Origin of the sequence: Paenibacillus camerounensis, assembly GCF_000723885.1 — a bacterium.
GTDB lineage: Bacteria > Bacillota > Bacilli > Paenibacillales > Paenibacillaceae > Paenibacillus_AQ > Paenibacillus_AQ camerounensis.
This window is the reverse complement of sequence record NZ_CCDG010000019.1, coordinates 50421-64376: the sequence shown is the minus strand read 5'-3', so window position 1 is coordinate 64376 and position 13956 is coordinate 50421. Positions and strand designations below refer to the sequence as shown.

The following is a 13956-nucleotide window of genomic DNA, read 5'->3' as shown; positions in this document are numbered from 1 at the left end:
ATCCTTTACTTAGATAAACACAGGCATCGGATCTTCCTTCAGCCCGTTCTCCTGAATCCAGCTGCGGTCGTCGTTAAACAGATAGGCACGGTGGACCAGCACAGAAATTTCCTGGCCCGGCGTAAGGGTTTCCTTCTCAAGCGACCGGTACGTCACCAGCTTATGCCCGTTTACCTCTACCTCTACCAGCCACTCACTGCCGCGGAAATGCAGGTGCTTCACGACGCCCTGCTCTGTGGCGGAAGCCATTTTAAACTCATTCAGATGGCCTACCTCGATATACTCCGGACGGATCAGCGCCTTGGTCGGCTTACCGCCGCCCGCATTGTTGAAGCCCTTCAGCTCGCTGGCACTCTCGATCAGTGTCGATTCACCGATAAAGGTTGCCACAAACGGCGTCTTCGGCTCTTTGTAAATATCCCACGGGGTCCCCTTCTGCTCCAGACGCCCCTGATTGATGATCATAATCTCATCGGCCACCTCAATCGCTTCATCCTGGTCATGCGTGACGAAGATTGAGGTAATGCCGACACGTTCAATCAGCTCGCGCAGCCAGGAACGCAGCTCCTGGCGGATCTTCGCGTCAATGGCGGCGAACGGCTCATCCAGCAGCAGCAGCTGCGGCTCAGGCGCAAGCGCCCGGGCAAATGCAACCCGCTGGCGCTGTCCGCCGGACAACTGGTGCGGATAACGCTTCTCGAATCCCTTGAGTCCGGTGAGTTCAACCAGCTCGGTAACCCGGTCACGGATCGTATTCTTGTTCGCTTTCTTGACCTTCAGCCCAAAAGCGATATTCTCATACACAGTCATGTGCTTAAAGAGCGCATAGTTCTGGAACACAAAGCCGATTTCGCGCTCCTGCGGCGGCAGATTGTTGACCGTTTTGCCGTGAAAAATAATTTCACCGCTGTCCGGTGTCTCCAGTCCTGCCAGCATGCGCAGAATCGAGGTTTTGCCGCCGCCGCTTGGGCCTAGCAGGCCGATCAGATGACCTTTGGTAATCCCGAAATTAACGTCCTTCACGGCGTGAAAATCTCCAAAATGCTTATTTAGTCCCCGAACCTCTACATGCATCTCTAATGCACACCCTTTCGTCTCTTACTCCATTCCATCAGCAGCAGCAAGCCTGCGGAGAATGCGGCCAGCACCAGCGCCACACCGCCCGCAGCAGTTACATTAAAGTTCTCTACATCCTGGTAGACCAGTGTGGTTGCAGTCTGTGTTTTATTCATAATGTTACCCGATACAACGAGTACGGCGCCGAATTCGCCCAGTGAGCGGGCAACCGTCAGAATCACGCCATAGATAACCGCCCAGCGGATTGAAGGCCAGGTCACCTTCCAAAAGGTTGTCCAGCCGTACGCCCCGAGCGTCGAAGCAGCCTCTTCCTGCTGTGAACCGATCTCCTGCAGCACCGGCATCACCTCACGCACCATCAGCGGGAACGTTACGAACAGCGTGGCAATGACCATTCCGGGAAAAGCATAAACAATATTGACTCCGATTTGTTCAAAAAGCGCACCAAGCGCGCTGTCCGGGCCGAGCAGAAGGACGATCATCAGCCCCCCGATTACCGGTGATACGGCATACGGCAGATCGACAATGCTGTTAAGCAGCCCTTTCAGCCGTTTACCCAGCCAGTTCGCCCGCACCAGATACAGGGCCAGCATAATGCCGAACAAGGTATTCAGCAGTGTAACCACCACAACCACGAACCCGGTCATCATCAGCGCATGCAGTGCCTCCGGCCGAGACAACGAGGCCCAGAATCCGCTGAAGCCATCACTGAAAGCCTCTGTCGCCATTTTACCCAGCGGAGCAGCAATCAGCAGGATAAATACAAGATAGGTAAGGATAATCCATAATTTTCTCATGATCTTCTCCCCCGCATCTGCAGCAGATTAATCAGCCAGAGGATCAGGAAGGACAAGGTCAGGAGAATGACCGATACCGCAGCAGCACCAACCGGATTATCACTTTCCACTTCACCAAAAATAAAGACTGAGGACACCAGCGTCCGTCCGGGAATATTGCCGGCAACCAGCACAACTGCCCCGAATTCAGCCAGCGCCCGCGAGAAGGCCAGCATACCGCCGCTGATCATCCCCGGAGCCATCGAGGGAAGAATCACCCGCCGGAATACCCGGCTGCTCCTGGCGCCCATCGTATAGGCCGCTTCCTCCTCGGAAGGATCAAGCTCCTCCAGCAGCGGCTGTACCGCGCGGATGACAAACGGGAACGTTACAAAGATCATGGCGATTACAATAGCCGGCTGATGAAAAACAATCTCGAAGCCGAGTCTCTCCGCCAGCCTGCCAATCAGACTGCCCGGCCCCAGCAGCAGCAGAATCATCAGACCACCGACCGCTGTCGGCAAGGCAAAGGGGAGATCGACCAGGCTGTTCAGCAGTGCTTTACCGGGGAAACGGTAGCGGATCAGCACCCAGGCAATCATCGTGCCCAGCAGGACATTTATAACAGTAGCAATGACTGCCAGCTTCAGTGTCAGCAGGACCGATTTCCAGGCAATCGGGTCGCTTACAGCTTCGATAAAGGTGCTGAAGCCCAGCGAAAAGGAATTGTAATATACGCCGAGAATCGGCAAAACAATCAGCACGACAAAATACAGCAGAATCGTTGTGCGAAATCCCCAGGTCCAGCCCTTGTGTCTCAGCAGCGAATTCAAGTTAAGAGTCCCCCCACCTCCGGATATCCGGTCGGTATAGTAGCCATTACGCCCATAATTATTCCTATTAATATACTTGGTATTATAATTATCATTACTTTACCAAAGCCGCCTGTGTCCGTCAATTACTTTCGTTCAATTTGGGGTAAACTATAGTATATTTTATTTATATTACAGGGAGGGGATAACATTATGTTACATACTATTGAGATTTCGACCAGCAAACGGGATGAGCTGCGTGATATTACGCGTGAAGTTATTTCCTATGTAAAAAAGAGCGGGGTGCAAAATGGCATTGCTGTAATCTATTGCCCGCATACCACTGCAGGAATTGCTATTAATGAAAATGCCGATCCGGATGTAAAGCATGACGTGCTGATGAGGCTGGATGAGGTGTACCCCTGGGAGCATCCGAAATACCGTCACGGCGAAGGCAATACAGCCTCCCATCTAAAATCAATAACCGCCGGTCCTTCCCAGAGCATTATTATCCAAGAGGGTTCCCTGCTGCTCGGCCGCTGGCAGGGCATTTATTTCTGTGAATTCGACGGGCCGAGACACCGCCAATGTTATGTGAAGATTATTGAGGGATAATAGGACTTGTCAATAAAGCTAATTAAACACGGCTCCGCCAGTTCCGGCGGAGCCGCTTCTATGCAATTTATAGCTTCTATAACACTTTCACTATGCAAAGTTATACCAATGCACAGTTCTAAAGTGAGGAGGCCTAAAAATGCGGAAAACTAAAGACTCCGGCTGAGCACCTTAATATGAGTAAGGGCGGCCTGCTTAACATCATCAAAAGAAACTTTATCCTGAATATTATAAGAAATAAATCCGTGGGCAGATAAAAACAACGTCAGCGGGACACTTTGCCAATCCTCGGAAACATATCCCTCTTCCTTCATATGCCGGCGTACAATACCTGCGAATAACTCAAAACATCGTCCCTGTTCTGCACGGCAATAAGCCAGAAGCTCTTCATCACGGATCATGAACATAATCTCGTACTGATGCGGATGATCGAGTCCAAAACGGATAAATTCCATTACCAGCTGCTCCACCCGGGTCATACCGGGTTCAGGCGGGTTATTCATTGCCTCATTAAGCAGGCCCGCTACGTGATTAAAGTCCTCAACCACGATAGCATAGAACAGCTCCGCTTTTTCTTTGAAATGATAATAGAGCGAGCCATGGCTGTATCCCAGATGCTGTCCGATGCTGCGCATAGAAATTGCACGGTATCCTTTGGTGATAAACAAATGCCTGGCTGCTTCCAGAATCCTCTCTCTCGACAACTCCCGCTCCACTGCTCTTCTTGCCATAATCTATTCCCCTTCGCTGAAGTAAAGCCGCCGCCCTTCTGTAACCAGCGCCTGCCCCTGGGTAAGATCCGTTATCCATGCTACAAATGCGTCACCTTCATCATTCCGCGGCAGACACAGCAGTGTCACTGTATCCGTAAAGGAGGTTTCACCGGTCTTGGTGCCTTTAGCACGCAGCTCATTCTCAACTTTGCCCAGCCACGTATAATCAATCTGCACAAAAACCTCACGCCTCAGCACCCGGGTAATGACTTCACCGGCCTCAAGCGCCAGCACAGCGCCGTCAGCATAAGCCCGGATAAGACCGCCTGCTCCCAGCATAATGCCTCCGAAATAACGGGTAACCACAATTGCGACATTTTTAACTTGTTGGTTGCGGATTACTTCCAAAATCGGTTTACCGGCCGTTCCACTCGGTTCCCCGTCATCTGACTGTCTTTGAATCTCATCTCTTTCGCCAATCATGTAAGCAGAGCAGTTATGCGTGGCATTGCGGTGCTGCTTCTTGATGTCTTCAATAAATTGCATAGCCTCTTCTTCATTGTCCACCGGCATTACATGCCCGATAAAACGCGACTTACGAATTACGACTTCCCGGGACCCGGGAGAACGCACCGTCCGATATTGTTCCAGCATCCTATTCCATTCCTTACCTAGTCTTGGGATAACTTAATATAGTTTAGGAGCAGCCCCGGTATGGATAACCTATGGACTGCTCCCAGTTACTACTAATGTATGAATGTTCTGTGGTGTACGGTAATGCTATTCAGTAAGTCTGGCTTCCAATTCAGCTTTTTCTTTCTCGTAGCCCGGTTTGCCCAGCAGCGCGAACATGTTCTTCTTGTATGCTTCCACGCCCGGCTGGTCAAACGGATTAACGCCAAGCAGGTATCCGCTGATACCGCAGGCTTTTTCAAAGAAGTAAACCAGATAACCGAAAGTATATGGAGTTTGATCCGGGATTGTCACGATCAGGTTCGGCACTTGTCCGTCTGTGTGCGCCAGCAGCGTTCCCTGGAAAGCCTTCTTGTTAACGAAGTCCACTGTTTCACCGGCAAGGAAGTTCAGACCGTCAAGGTCATCAGCATCGCTCTCCAGCGTGATGTGGTGGCGAACCTGCTCAACCTGGATAACTGTTTCGAAAATGTTACGGTTACCCTCCTGAATGAACTGGCCCATAGAGTGAAGATCGGTGGAGAAGTCAACGGAAGAAGGATAAATCCCTTTGTAATCCTTGCCTTCGCTTTCTCCGTACAGCTGCTTCCACCATTCGGATACGAAGTGAAGGGAAGGCTCGTAGTTAACAAGAATTTCTGTTGTCTTGCCTTTGCGGTACAATGCGTTACGCACTGCAGCATATTGGTAGCTCTGGTTAGTCGCTACATCCGGATTGTTGAACTCATCAGCTGCGGCTGCAGCTCCCTGCATCATTTCTTCAATGTTGATGCCTGCTACAGCAATTGGCAGAAGTCCTACAGGTGTCAGTACGGAATAACGTCCGCCTACATCGTCAGGGATGATGAACGACTCATAGCCTTCTTCAGTAGCCAGCTTCTTGAGTGCGCCCTTCTCCTTGTCTGTAGTAGCGTAGATACGCTTGCGTGCTTCTTCCTTGCCGTATTTCTTCTCCAGCGCCGCGCGGAAAATGCGGAACGCGATTGCCGGTTCAGTAGTTGTCCCGGATTTGGAGATAACGTTAACGGAGAAGTCCTTGCCTTCCACCAGGTCAAGCAGGTGTGTGATATATGTAGAGCTAATGTTGTTGCCTGCGAAATACACTTCCGGAGTCTTGCGCTGTTCCTTAGTCAGGTTATTGTAGAAGGAATGTGTCAGGGCTTCAATCGCAGCACGTGCTCCCAGATAAGAACCGCCGATCCCGATAACAATCAGAACCTCGGAATCACTCTGGATCTTCTTGGCTGCTGCCTGAATACGCGCAAACTCTTCTTTGTCATATGCGGTCGGGAGATCAATCCAGCCCAGGAAATCGGAGCCGGCCCCAGTTTTGTTGTGCAGTTGCTCATGGGCTAGTTTAATCGGAGCAGCAAAGTAGTCAACTTCATGCTGGTTAAGGAAAGACAGGGCTTTGCTGTAGTCAAAATTAATCTTCTTGGACATCGGTTATGGTAACCTCCTGTATATCTCTTTAGATTTGACACGGTTTGTTACAACATTATAATCTAGGATACTTTAATTTGTCTTGACTGGCAAGGTCTTAGGGCACATCCCGGGCTTTTGGCACAAGTTTTCGAAAGTTACATGGAAGCGCTTGCTTGACGTACATAGCCCACTGTCCCGGTGGAACAACCCCAAGTACCGTGATAGAATGATTAAAACACAGCTGGAGAACCTGAACCGGCGGACAAGCCGCTTCTGCTCCGGCAGCGAACTTTAAAGAGTGAAGGCGGAGATGGAATGAAACAGATCGGCTTTATCGGGCTCGGAACGATGGGCGCTCCCATGGCGGCAAACCTGCTGAAAGGCGGATACCAGGTTACGGTATACAACCGTACGGCAGAGAAGTGCAAGCCTTTGGAGGATGCCGGTGCAACTGTTGCAGCTACCCCGCAGGCGGCAGCGCAGGACAAGGATGTTATTATTACCATGATCAGTAACGATGATTCGATCCGGGAGGTTTTTTACGGTGAAGACGGTATACTGGCGGTCCTGAAGCCGGGAGCCGTAATCATTGACTCCAGCACCATTTCCCCCGGACTGGTCAAAGAGGTCGCAGCGGCTGTAGAAGAACGCGGCGGCAGCTTCCTTGATGCGCCGGTAACCGGCAGCAAGCCTGCAGCGATCGAAGGCACGCTTGTGTTCATGGTTGGCGGCGACGCCAAGGTCATTGAAGCAGAGCGTGATCTCTTTGACACAATGGGCCGCCTGCTGCTGCATATGGGCGGGAACGGCAGCGGCGCCGTCGCCAAGCTGGCGCATAATTCTATGGTCGGCATTCATAATGTTGCCCTCGCTGAAGGCTTCTCCATTGCTGTAAAGAACGGTGTACCGGCAGATAAATTCCTGGAGCTTGTCCAGAACGGTTCCGCGGGCAGCAAGCAGGCCGAGCTGAAAGGGCGCAAAATTATCGAAGATGACTTCAGCAACCAGTTTTCACTGGCTCTTATGCTTAAAGACCTGAAGCTTGCTTCCGCACTCAGCGACTCAACCGGAGTCCCTTCGCCTATGCTGGGACTGGCCAAGAGCATGTTCCAGGCCGGATATACCCAAGGCTACGGTGATGAGGATCTGTCCGCTGTAGTGAAAACCTACGAAGCCTGGATCGGCCGCAAAATCGGGGCAGATAAGGCTCAGGAGTAGGCTGCGGTACGGGTACAACAATCACTTCCATTACCGGGTCAATTGTTATGAGGTGCTCCATTCAGCCGTAATTATGCGGTTGCGGAGCACCTTTTTTGTGATTACCATCCTATAGTTGGCTTACAAGCCTATATTTCAGGGGAGCTTACAGGCCCGGGCACCATCTGCTCCGCTCCTTGCGGCTCAACTGCCGCTTCCTGTCCTTCTTCCTCCACCGGCCACTTCAGCTCTGCCGTCCGCCCATCAATCCACCAGCTTCCAACGGGAGTCAGGGCCAGCAGCCAGTTCCCCCATCTGCCTGATACCTGAACAGTCTGCGGCTCCAGGAATGTCACTTTAGGAGCATATCCATCGGGATATTTATATGCCGGGACACTTACCTTTAGCTCTGCAGTTGCTGCAATCTCCTCCACTACCGCAAGCTTTCCGGGGGAAGACTGAATCCAGCCAGTGCCTTCTGCCGCCTGTACCTGGTACCAGTCACCCTTTTTGGCGATCACATGCAGTCTTTGCGGCTGTATACTGACACCTCCGGACAACTTCCCTATTTGGGAATAGAGTCCGGTTTCAGCAAGTACATCCATGGACTGCTGGAGATACTGGACCTTCTGCTTATTCAGCCATAAGGAATGAGTCTGCAGTGCAGAATAAAGTCCCACCGCCCTGTTATCTTTCCAGACGCGTTCAAACTGGCTTAGAGGCACATTCCGCTCTCCGGCATACGGGGCAATTTCAATTGTTAAGCCCGGACGGCCAAACTCCTGGATGAACCAGTCCTTATAGCCTCCGCCGGAAGGGTTCTTCTCAGGAGATACCAGAGAGTATCCGGTCATACGGCTAATTGTCCGGGCTATTGCCTGATCCCGGGCTGCATTGCTGCTGAGGGTATTAAAATGCCAGAAAATAATTTCTCCGGAGCTATGGTACGAAATCGTCATCTCCGGATCGATCCGGTATGTAAAATCCATCATCAGCTGGACTTCCGGCGCCTGTGCGGGCCGCTGGCCTTTATAATTCTGATACCACGGGTATGAGCCTGCATTCTTAATCGTGCTCCAGTTGGCCGGATACTGGCGGTTAAGGTCGATACCCTGCATGTTCGCCTTCCAGCGGGTGAAGTTAGTACTGTTACCGTTGTAACGCCGCAGTGTCTGAGCCAGCTCTGCTGTAAGGCCTGCCGTACCCTGCTGGGACAACACCACACCGTCGGGATTCACCATCGGGACCATCCAGATGCTCACTTCATCCAAAAGCCGGCGTACGCTGTAATCTCCAATGGTTGTATTGTTAACATAGGCTTGGGCGTATGTATCAATCATTTTCATTAATACGGTAGTTGTCATCCACTCTCTGGCATGATGGGAACCGTTCAGGGACAGCACTGCTTCCCCTCTGCCCAGCTTTACAGCCCATAATTGCCGGCCATAGGGGCTTTGCCCCAATGTCTCCATAGATACCAGATCCGGATAGGCTTTCACCAACCGTTCAATATCTCTTTGCATAATCGTATAGGAATATACCTGGTTGGAATTCACAATATTAGCAGATGCCTCTACCGGAGTCATTGTTAATATCAAGGCAAGCAGCATACCACTCCAAAAGCCCAGCAGTACCTTATGCAACCGCCTGTACATCCATGATCGTTTCATTCTCCCGCCTCCCACTATTCTATCTACTCTAGCAGCTAGTGGAAGTATATGAGAATGTTGCTAACCCGTCAATAACCAGAAGGAATTCTGTATCGGGCTCATAATATAGTTGTTGGGAGCAGGTATCCGGCACAGTATGCAAGAATGAATTAAATAAAAACCATAATATGCCAAGGGGGCAGGCAATATAAATGTTTACTATATCTTTCGCTGATCCGCAAGATGCTGCCAGGCTGGCCGATGTCCAAAAACGGACTTTTGATGCCGATGCCAGGCTCTACCAGAATAAAGAGGAAGACGGCCCTCCCGGTTACGGCTCTACGGACTGGCAGGCCGAGCAGATGGGCAAAGCCCATTATTATAAGCTGATAGCCGGGAACAGCATAATCGGAGGCATGATCGTTTTCCCGTTTCCGGAAGCCGGGGAATGTCACCTGGCCCGCATTTTTATTGATCCGCTGTATCAGAATCACGGTTATGGACAAGAATCCTTCCGTTTTCTGTTCGAGACTTATCCCGCCGCCCGGAAATGGACACTCGACACGCCGTCCTGGGCAATCCGAAACCACTACTTCTATGAAAAGCTCGGCTTCGTACGTACAGGAGCCGTTACCGCCTTGGGAAACTGCGAAGCTATTATCGGGTATGAGCGGGTCAAGTAAGCTTACTGTTGCCGGCCCTGCTCAGCCACTCCTTCACCATAGCTCCTAAAAGCTCCTCCTGCTCCATATGCAGATTATGTCCTGCATGATCCAGTACAGCAAAAGTGGCATGCGGATAAACCTCCAGCAGCTTCCATGGATCCCTGTATCCGGTCATGGAGTCCTGCCTTCCCGTCAGGATTAGACTCGGTTTGAGAAAGGGGGCTATCCGGTCAGTATCAAAGCTGAAGGGATACTTGCCTGCTGTCTTGATCCGCTCCATAAAGCCGTCATCTGCCAGCTGCAAAGCACTTACAATCTCACGGTTATAACGCTCCCAGGCTGTCCTGGTCTGCACTACAGCAATAGATGTGAATTCATCCCGTTCTGCTTGACTCAATTCCTCAAGCAGCTCCTTGTCACAGATTGCAGCCTGATGCTGCGGCAGCTCTCTGTCGCGCATCTCTGCAATAACACAAGGACATAAAAGAAAAAGCCCCTCAATTGAGCCGGCGTAATTTCTGAGCAGGCCTCTTGCAAGATACCCTCCGTACGACTGGCCGACCAGCAGAAAACGTTCACCGGGAATCAGCGCCTCAATCATCATCTCCACCGCCCGCAGCATATCGTCTGAAGATTGTATCCAGGCAGCCCATCATCATCCGGTGGTCCGGCCCGTTTCCATGCAGGATTAGAATAGGCTGCCCCTCTCCTGCTTCCTCATAGTTAAACGTTATGTAATCATTTGAATACAGCAAAGCATCAGCCCCCTTTACTTAATAGCGTCCTGGAGAATAAAAAAGTTACCCTCCCACAAACAAGAACATAAGTTCTTATTAAGCATACCAAATTCCATTATTTTGGACAAGCTTTAATTTAACACTTCCCTTGCCCGGATATAAAGAAGAAGCCCTGCAATTAAGCAGAGCTTCTCTCCATAGACCAGATGAATTTAAAGATTCGGGTAAGAACAGCAATAATCAGTTAATGCGAATACTTCCAGCGCAAACTTGGAGTTGCCGGGAACGTGGAACGTTTCGGTTCCCTTAATTTCTTTCCAGACGTCAGTACCTGGAAGCAGTACCTTCAGATCGCCGGATAGAATCTCCATAGTCTCCGGGCCTTCTGTGCCGAACTCATACACACCCGGCAGCATGATGCCAAGCGTTACCTTCGTGCCGTTCTCCAAAATCACGGTACGGCTGGTAACTTTTCCATCGTAATAAATATTGGCTGCTTTTTGAACTGTTGCGTTGGTAAACTGGCTCATGCTTATTCTCCCCTTTATATTTATTCCGTCTATTATAGCAGGGCTTTAACGCGGCTGACTACATTTTCTACTGTAAAGCCGTATTCTTTCATCACGATATCGCCAGGTGCGGAAGCACCGAAGGTAGTGATACCGAGAATGTCGCCCTGATCGCCTGTGTAACGCTCCCAGCCAAAGGTCTGTGCCATTTCGACTGCAAGACGGGCTTTAACCTCAGGCAGGATAACGGAATCACGGTAAGCCTTATCCTGCTTCTCGAACAGATCCCAGCTCGGCAAGCTGATAACGCGTACGTCAATACCTTCTTCAGCCAGTACTGCCTGTGCTTTTACAGCCAGCTGCACTTCAGAGCCGGTAGCAATAATCTGTGCCTGCGGAGTACCGTTCTTGGCGTCGGAAACAACGTATCCGCCGCGTTTGATGTTCTCGCGTACGCCATCTACTGTTCCTGCAAGGATCGGCAGGTTCTGGCGGGTAAGCACCAGTGCCACTGGGTTAGCCGTATTTTCAAGTGCATAAGCCCAAGCTGCGGAGGTTTCGTTGGCATCAGCCGGACGAATAACAGTCAGACCCGGGATAATACGCAGGGAAGCCAATTGCTCGATTGGTTCATGAGTAGGGCCGTCTTCACCGACAGCGATACTGTCATGAGTCAGAACATACGTTACCGGCAGCTTCATAATCGAAGCCAGGCGGACAGCCGGACGCAGGTAGTCAGTGAATACGAAGAACGTTCCGCCAAATACTTTGAGGCCGCTGTGCAGGGCAATCCCGTTCATTGCTGCAGCCATACCGAATTCACGGACGCCGAAGTAGATGTTACGGCCGTCATAGGCTTCGGAAGTGAACTGGGTCAAGCCTTTCAGGTGGGTCATTGTGGAGCTTTCAAGGTCAGCAGATCCGCCTACCAGCTGCGGAACCCCTGCTGCCAGTGCATTCAGCGCATTACCGGAAGCTACGCGGGTTGATACGGCTTTGTCTTCAGCTGTGAAGAATGGAAGCTCTGCATCCCAGCCTTCTGGAAGCGCGCCGCTGATAGCAGTTTCAAGCTGTGCTGCCAGCTCCGGATAAGCTTCTTTGTAGGCTGCGAATTTCTCGTCCCATGCTTTGTTCGCGGCAATACCGTTTTCCTTCACTTCAGCAAAACGGGCACGAACTTCATCCGGAACATAGAAGTCTTCTTCATATACCCATTTGTAGAAGTCTTTAGTCAGCTTCGCTTCTTCAGCACCCAGCGGAGAGCCGTGAGTACCGCCGTGTCCGCCTTTACCCTGTTTGTTCGGGCTGCCGTAGCCGATAACAGTCTTAACTTCGATCAGGGTCGGCTTGCTTGTATCAGCTTGTGCATCTGCAATTGCCTGTTCCAGTGCCGGAAGATCATTACCGTCCTCAACACGCAGAACCTGCCAGCCGTAAGCTTCAAAACGCTGTGCGACATTCTCGGAGAATGCCAGATTCAGCTTGCCGTCGAGCGAGATATCATTGGAATCGTACATTACAATCAGCTTACCCAGCTTAAGATGTCCGGCCAGGGAGGCAGACTCGGAAGAGATCCCTTCCATCAGGTCACCGTCGCCGCAGATTGCATACGTATAGTGGTCAATTACGTTATGGTTATCTTTATTATAAGTAGCACCCAGCTGAGCTTCAGCCATAGCCATCCCTACAGCCATACCGATACCTTGTCCAAGCGGACCAGTGGTAGCATCAACACCGGCAGTATGGCCGACCTCAGGATGGCCTGGAGTCAGACTGCCCCATTGGCGGAACTGCTTCAATTCTTCCATCGGCAGGTCGTAACCGCTCAGGTGCAGCAGGCTGTACAGCAGCATGGAGCCGTGTCCGGCAGATAATACAAAGCGGTCACGGTTAACCCAGGTCGGGTGATCCGGATTATGATTCATTGTTTTGGCGAACAGTTGGTAACCCATCGGTGCGGAACCCATCGGCATACCCGGGTGGCCGGAATTGGCTTTTTCAATAGCGTCAATAGCCAGTGTACGGATTGTAGTAATCGCCAGGTTGTCCACCGTCGAATTTTCTTCTTTATGGATCGCTTGCTCTTTTGCCTGCTCAGTCATTAAAATAATCCTCCTCTAAATCAAGAATGTCATTTTGACTATTATTGTATCACTAATGTGGAAGCATTATCAATTGTTTTTGTACACGCACGGTTTGAACAGCTTATTTTTCACCAGACAAAATCAGCTTTATACATCAGGCCCCCGCGCGGTATACTGGTCCAAAGACCAGGTACTTAGCCTTTAGTCCAGTTTCAGGTTAAGACTAAAGTTTGTTTCCCGCAGCTGGATTATGCAGTAAGATGAAGTTACCTAACGAGGAATTTTACCGGATTATCCATATTTTCCAGCAGAAAGGAATCCTGAGCATGGACGCACGCAAAAATATCTATATTGTATTGACCGGAACCGGGACTGCTTTTAGCGGCTTGATTAAATGGTTCACCAAGGCAGAGCTGAATCATGCTTCCATTGCCTTTGACAGCGGACTGCAGGAGGTGTACAGCTTTGGGCGGAAAAAAGTGCACAACCCGTTCGTTGCGGGACTGATCCGCGAAAACTTTGAGCATCCTTTTTACAGCATGGCTGATTGCGCCATCTATGAAATGAATGTCAGTGACGGGGAATACGAAACGATGTACAAGCATGTCCAGGGCATGATGGAAAATCAGAGACGCTACAAATATCATCTGCTGGGCCTGATCGGTGTACTGCTGAATGTCAGGTTTGACCGGGAAGACGCTTACTTCTGCTCCCACTTTGTCGCTTCCGTCTGCGAAGAGGCTGCATGCCGGCCGGTTGCCAAGCCTTCCTGCTTCGTTACACCGGAAGATTTCGCAGAATCGCTCTGTGCCGATAAAGTATACAGCGGCAAGCTGGCCTACTATATGCATCTCACACATGGCAATACCTACATAAGCTCACCCAAGATTCCGGCTGCTGCCGCCTCTTTAAGTGCACGCAGACTGCTGCTGGCAGAAGAAAGGGCCGAGGGAATCGTCTAGCGATCAGCCCTCCGCCCATAGATTATAGCTTGTACCCGTTTG

General features: G+C 50.8%; 15 protein-coding genes. 4 read left to right on the top strand and 11 right to left on the bottom strand.

What is annotated here, in order from left to right; translation table 11 throughout:
• Nucleotides 1-9: 9 nt before the first annotated feature.
• Genes BN3772_RS07625 through cysT form a run of 3 tightly spaced genes read right to left on the bottom strand, consistent with a single transcriptional unit; the run spans nt 10 to nt 2686 of the window.
• The gene (locus BN3772_RS07625; protein WP_042198357.1) at nt 10-1074 is read right to left on the bottom strand and encodes a sulfate/molybdate ABC transporter ATP-binding protein; all 1065 of its coding nucleotides are present in this window, start codon (nt 1072-1074) and stop codon (nt 10-12) included.
• A 2-nt stretch (nt 1075-1076) separates the two neighbouring features.
• Nucleotides 1077-1874 carry a sulfate ABC transporter permease subunit gene (locus BN3772_RS07620; protein ID WP_042198355.1) on the bottom strand — a complete coding sequence of 266 codons (798 nt, stop codon included), beginning with the start codon at nt 1872-1874 and terminating at the stop codon, nt 1077-1079.
• Entirely contained in the window at nt 1871-2686 is an 816-nt protein-coding gene (cysT, locus tag BN3772_RS07615; protein ID WP_042198353.1) for a sulfate ABC transporter permease subunit CysT, read from the bottom strand. The genes BN3772_RS07620 and cysT overlap by 4 nt, the downstream gene beginning before the upstream one ends.
• 192 nt (nt 2687-2878) lie before the next feature.
• On the opposite strand from cysT, the gene BN3772_RS07610 reads away from it, so the two are divergent.
• Nucleotides 2879-3280, top strand: coding sequence for a secondary thiamine-phosphate synthase enzyme YjbQ (locus BN3772_RS07610; RefSeq protein ID WP_042198351.1), 402 nt, complete (start codon nt 2879-2881; stop codon nt 3278-3280).
• Nucleotides 3281-3429: 149 nt separating this feature from the next.
• Here the strand turns inward: BN3772_RS07610 and BN3772_RS07605 are convergent, their stop codons facing one another.
• The 3 genes from BN3772_RS07605 to BN3772_RS07595 form a co-directional block, all read right to left on the bottom strand.
• Entirely contained in the window at nt 3430-4011 is a 582-nt protein-coding gene (locus tag BN3772_RS07605; RefSeq protein ID WP_042173639.1) for a TetR/AcrR family transcriptional regulator, read from the bottom strand.
• Between the two features lie 3 nt (nt 4012-4014).
• Nucleotides 4015-4647 (bottom strand): YigZ family protein, encoded by a 633-nt coding sequence (locus BN3772_RS07600; RefSeq protein WP_042173638.1) that lies wholly within the window; start codon nt 4645-4647, stop codon nt 4015-4017.
• A 126-nt stretch (nt 4648-4773) separates the two neighbouring features.
• Entirely contained in the window at nt 4774-6129 is a 1356-nt protein-coding gene (locus BN3772_RS07595) for a glucose-6-phosphate isomerase (RefSeq protein ID WP_042173636.1), read from the bottom strand.
• Nucleotides 6130-6426: 297 nt separating this feature from the next.
• On the opposite strand from BN3772_RS07595, the gene BN3772_RS07590 reads away from it, so the two are divergent.
• Nucleotides 6427-7329 carry an NAD(P)-dependent oxidoreductase gene (locus tag BN3772_RS07590; protein WP_042198349.1) on the top strand — a complete coding sequence of 301 codons (903 nt, stop codon included), beginning with the start codon at nt 6427-6429 and terminating at the stop codon, nt 7327-7329.
• A 128-nt stretch (nt 7330-7457) separates the two neighbouring features.
• On the opposite strand, the gene BN3772_RS07585 is transcribed toward BN3772_RS07590, so the two are convergent.
• Nucleotides 7458-8978 (bottom strand): M14 family metallopeptidase, encoded by a 1521-nt coding sequence (locus BN3772_RS07585; protein ID WP_086074450.1) that lies wholly within the window; start codon nt 8976-8978, stop codon nt 7458-7460.
• A 191-nt stretch (nt 8979-9169) separates the two neighbouring features.
• Between BN3772_RS07585 and BN3772_RS07580 the strand changes: the two genes are divergently transcribed.
• Complete coding sequence (locus BN3772_RS07580; protein ID WP_052380412.1) at nt 9170-9640, top strand: GNAT family N-acetyltransferase; 471 nt, start codon at nt 9170-9172, stop codon at nt 9638-9640.
• Here BN3772_RS07580 and BN3772_RS07575 read toward each other — a convergent pair.
• The 4 genes from BN3772_RS07575 to tkt form a co-directional block, all read right to left on the bottom strand.
• On the bottom strand, nt 9633-10226 hold the full coding sequence (locus BN3772_RS07575; RefSeq protein WP_209443629.1) for an alpha/beta fold hydrolase: 594 nt from the start codon (nt 10224-10226) through the stop codon (nt 9633-9635). The genes BN3772_RS07580 and BN3772_RS07575 overlap by 8 nt on opposite strands.
• Entirely contained in the window at nt 10216-10377 is a 162-nt protein-coding gene (locus BN3772_RS31020; RefSeq protein WP_209443628.1) for a hypothetical protein, read from the bottom strand. The genes BN3772_RS07575 and BN3772_RS31020 overlap by 11 nt, the downstream gene beginning before the upstream one ends.
• A gap of 194 nt (nt 10378-10571) precedes the next feature.
• Nucleotides 10572-10889 (bottom strand): pyrimidine/purine nucleoside phosphorylase, encoded by a 318-nt coding sequence (gene ppnP, locus BN3772_RS07570; protein WP_042198348.1) that lies wholly within the window; start codon nt 10887-10889, stop codon nt 10572-10574.
• Nucleotides 10890-10921: 32 nt separating this feature from the next.
• On the bottom strand, nt 10922-12970 hold the full coding sequence (gene tkt, locus BN3772_RS07565) for a transketolase (protein ID WP_042198346.1): 2049 nt from the start codon (nt 12968-12970) through the stop codon (nt 10922-10924).
• Nucleotides 12971-13212: 242 nt separating this feature from the next.
• Here tkt and BN3772_RS07560 point away from each other — a divergent pair, with 242 nt between their 5' ends.
• Nucleotides 13213-13914, top strand: a complete 702-nt coding sequence (locus BN3772_RS07560) for a hypothetical protein (protein WP_209443627.1) — start codon at nt 13213-13215, stop codon at nt 13912-13914.
• The last annotated feature ends 42 nt before the right edge of the window (nt 13915-13956 follow it).

Excerpts from the sequence above, each read along its gene's own strand:
- BN3772_RS07605 (WP_042173639.1), bottom strand. The coding sequence starts at position 4,011 with ATGGCAAGAAGAGCAGTGGAGCGGGAGTTGTCGAGAGAGAGGATTCTG.
- ppnP (WP_042198348.1), bottom strand. The coding sequence starts at position 10,889 with ATGAGCCAGTTTACCAACGCAACAGTTCAAAAAGCAGCCAATATTTAT.
- BN3772_RS07580 (WP_052380412.1), top strand. The coding sequence starts at position 9,170 with ATGTTTACTATATCTTTCGCTGATCCGCAAGATGCTGCCAGGCTGGCC.
- BN3772_RS07600 (WP_042173638.1), bottom strand. The coding sequence starts at position 4,647 with ATGCTGGAACAATATCGGACGGTGCGTTCTCCCGGGTCCCGGGAAGTC.
- BN3772_RS07590 (WP_042198349.1), top strand. The coding sequence starts at position 6,427 with ATGAAACAGATCGGCTTTATCGGGCTCGGAACGATGGGCGCTCCCATG.
- BN3772_RS07560 (WP_209443627.1), top strand. The coding sequence starts at position 13,213 with ATGAAGTTACCTAACGAGGAATTTTACCGGATTATCCATATTTTCCAG.
- BN3772_RS07610 (WP_042198351.1), top strand. The coding sequence starts at position 2,879 with ATGTTACATACTATTGAGATTTCGACCAGCAAACGGGATGAGCTGCGT.
- BN3772_RS07620 (WP_042198355.1), bottom strand. The coding sequence starts at position 1,874 with ATGAGAAAATTATGGATTATCCTTACCTATCTTGTATTTATCCTGCTG.
- BN3772_RS07625 (WP_042198357.1), bottom strand. The coding sequence starts at position 1,074 with ATGCATGTAGAGGTTCGGGGACTAAATAAGCATTTTGGAGATTTTCAC.
- BN3772_RS07585 (WP_086074450.1), bottom strand. The coding sequence starts at position 8,978 with ATGAAACGATCATGGATGTACAGGCGGTTGCATAAGGTACTGCTGGGC.
- BN3772_RS07595 (WP_042173636.1), bottom strand. The coding sequence starts at position 6,129 with ATGTCCAAGAAGATTAATTTTGACTACAGCAAAGCCCTGTCTTTCCTT.
- tkt (WP_042198346.1), bottom strand. The coding sequence starts at position 12,970 with ATGACTGAGCAGGCAAAAGAGCAAGCGATCCATAAAGAAGAAAATTCG.
- BN3772_RS07575 (WP_209443629.1), bottom strand. The coding sequence starts at position 10,226 with ATGATGATTGAGGCGCTGATTCCCGGTGAACGTTTTCTGCTGGTCGGC.